Genomic DNA, 3089 nt, shown 5'->3' on the forward strand with positions numbered 1-3089 from the left:
CGCTACGGCTCCGTTCCTTAAGAACTTAACCTTGCTAGTAAAAGTAACTCGTAGGCTCATTATGCAAAAGGCACGCCGTCACCCTTACGGGCTCCGACCGCTTGTAAGCGTATGGTTTCAGGATCTTTTTCACTCCGTTATTCACGGTTCTTTTCACCTTTCCCTCACGGTACTGGTTCACTATCGGTCTCTCAGGAGTATTTAGTCTTGGCGGATGGTCCCGCCGGATTCATACAGGGTTTCACGTGCCCCGCACTACTCAGGATACCACTATCAACAATGATCTTTACTTATACGGGACTATCACCCTCTATGGTTACTCTTTCCAAAGTATTCTAATTCATTACACGTCAAATATCGTGGTCCTACAACCCCATTATTGCCGAAACAACAATGGTTTGGACTAATCCAATTTCGCTCGCCGCTACTATCGGAATCACTTTTGTTTTCTCCTCCTCCGGCTACTTAGATGTTTCAGTTCACCGGGTTTGCTTGCTTTCGCATGACATATCTTCAATATGCCGGGTTGCCCCATTCGGATATCTGCGGATCATATCGTGTGTGCCAATCCCCGCAGCTTTTCGCAGCTTATCACGTCCTTCATCGCCTCTGAGAGCCTAGGCATTCCCCATACGCCCTTTTCCAGCTTGTCGCTAGACCTTTATTCTATTATAATTCGTACTTCTTTACTAAAAAAAATTCGTGTTTCTTTTGTGTATAACATTTCCTAAAAAATGTATACCCTATCCCAATATGTCAATGAACTTGTGGCGAGTCGCCACTAACAAGTATAAAAAAATGTCTTTGTGACTCCTCTTGCAACAAATGAAGATAAATTAATACCTCCAAGCATTGCCTGGTGGAGAATATCGGAGTCGAACCGATGACCTCCTGCGTGCAAGGCAGGCGCTCTAGCCAGCTGAGCTAATCCCCCATTTTATAAGTTGGCAGTTGCCAGTTTATAGTTGACAGGTAGCACAACTTCTAAAATTTCCTTCAATACTTCTTAATGAACGTAACTTCCATAAATTATCTCTAATCTACTTCGGTTTTTGTAGTCCCAGGCAGACTCGAACTGCCGACCTCTACATTATCAGTGTAGCGCTCTAACCAGCTGAGCTATGGGACTGTCCCTAACACTCTTTGTTTTATAAAAAAACAACCAAATGTTATTTACTTATATATCATAATTATAAAGACAACTTTTTTAATATTAAATCGATAAAACGGGACCAAAATAAATTTTAGTCATTGTTCTCTAGAAAGGAGGTGTTCCAGCCGCACCTTCCGGTACGGCTACCTTGTTACGACTTAGCCCTAGTTACCGATCTTGCCCTAGGCCGCTCCTTACGGTGACGGACTTCAGGCACTCCCGGCTTCCATGGCTTGACGGGCGGTGTGTACAAGGCCCGGGAACGTATTCACCGGATCATGGCTGATATCCGATTACTAGCGATTCCAGCTTCACGGGGTCGAGTTGCAGACCCCGATCCGAACTGTGATCGGTTTTATAGATTCGCTCTGTCTTGCAACATGGCTGCTCTCTGTACCGACCATTGTAGCACGTGTGTGGCCCAGGACGTAAGGGCCGTGATGATTTGACGTCATCCCCACCTTCCTCACGGTTTGCACCGGCAGTCCCGTTAGAGTCCCCATCTTAACATGCTGGCAACTAACGGCAGGGGTTGCGCTCGTTATAGGACTTAACCTGACACCTCACGGCACGAGCTGACGACAACCATGCAGCACCTTGTAAATTGCCCGAAGGAAAAACTATCTCTAGTCCTGTCAATCTACATTTAAGCCCTGGTAAGGTTCCTCGCGTATCATCGAATTAAACCACATGCTCCACCGCTTGTGCGGGCCCCCGTCAATTCCTTTGAGTTTCATTCTTGCGAACGTACTCCCCAGGTGGGATACTTATCACTTTCGCTTGGCCGCCCAAGACTCAAGGCCTCGGACAGCTAGTATCCATCGTTTACGGCGTGGACTACCAGGGTATCTAATCCTGTTCGCTCCCCACGCTTTCGTCCATCAGCGTCAGTATATAGTTAGTCACCTGCCTTCGCAATCGGTGTTCTATGTAATATCTATGCATTTCACCGCTACACTACATATTCCGGCAACTTCACTATAACTCAAGACCAACAGTATCAAAGGCAATTTTACAGTTGAGCTGCAAACTTTCACCCCTGACTTATTGACCCGCCTACGGACCCTTTAAACCCAATAATTCCGGATAACGCTCGGACCCTCCGTATTACCGCGGCTGCTGGCACGGAGTTAGCCGGTCCTTATTCTTACAGTACCGTCAGTAGGTTACACGTAACCCTTTTTCTTCCTGTATAAAAGCAGTTTACTACCCATAGGGCATTCTTCCTGCACGCGGCATGGCTGGATCAGAGTCTCCTCCATTGTCCAATATTCCTCACTGCTGCCTCCCGTAGGAGTCTGGTCCGTGTCTCAGTACCAGTGTGGGGGATCCCCCTCTCAGGGCCCCTACCCATCGTAGCCATGGTAAGCCGTTACCTTACCATCTAGCTAATGGGACGCATGGCCATCTTTTACCGACCGAAGTCTTTAATCATTCTATAATGCTAAAAAATGATACTATGAGATATTAATCCAAGTTTCCCTGGGCTATCCCTCTGTAAAAGGTAGGTTCCATACGCGGTGCGCACCCGTGCGCCGGTCGTCAGCAGAAGCAAGCTCCTCTGTTACCCCTCGACTTGCATGTGTTAGGCCTGCCGCTAGCGTTCATCCTGAGCCAGGATCAAACTCTTCATCGTTGTTTTTTAAATGTATTAAGTAACAACAACTAAATAGCTCTCAATCCCGTCTCTCGATTTAAAATTCTTTATGTTCAAATGTCTTCGTTTCCTAACGACATTCTTACGCTGTCTTTACAATATTTCAATGAACTTTTATCCGCCAATTTAACTCGGCTTCTCGTCTCTTTGCTTAAGTTATTTCCCTAAGCGGCTGCAAATATATAACTGTTTTTTAAACTGACAAAATTAAATTTGAAAAAATATTTTTTTCTTTTTAAATCCATCTCAAAACAGCTTATCAAGGAACGTACAACTCTT

General features: G+C 45.6%; 2 tRNA genes and 2 rRNA genes (1 of these 4 cut by a window edge). All 4 read right to left on the reverse strand.

Features of this window, described 5'->3' with window-relative positions:
* Positions 1 to 654: ribosomal RNA gene (locus tag Q0820_RS16810) — 23S ribosomal RNA — on the reverse strand; it reaches 2171 nt to the left of the window's first position.
* Between the two features lie 203 nt (positions 655 to 857).
* Positions 858 to 934 (reverse strand) — tRNA-Ala (locus Q0820_RS16815).
* A 121-nt stretch (positions 935 to 1055) separates the two neighbouring features.
* Positions 1056 to 1129: transfer RNA gene (locus Q0820_RS16820), tRNA-Ile, on the reverse strand.
* A 133-nt stretch (positions 1130 to 1262) separates the two neighbouring features.
* Positions 1263 to 2789: ribosomal RNA gene (locus Q0820_RS16825) — 16S ribosomal RNA — on the reverse strand.
* The 16S and 23S rRNA genes sit together here with 2 tRNA genes alongside, the layout of an rRNA operon.
* Positions 2790 to 3089: the final 300 nt, after the last annotated feature.

The organism is uncultured Maribacter sp. (assembly GCF_947495965.1).
Taxonomy (GTDB): domain Bacteria; phylum Bacteroidota; class Bacteroidia; order Flavobacteriales; family Flavobacteriaceae; genus Maribacter_B.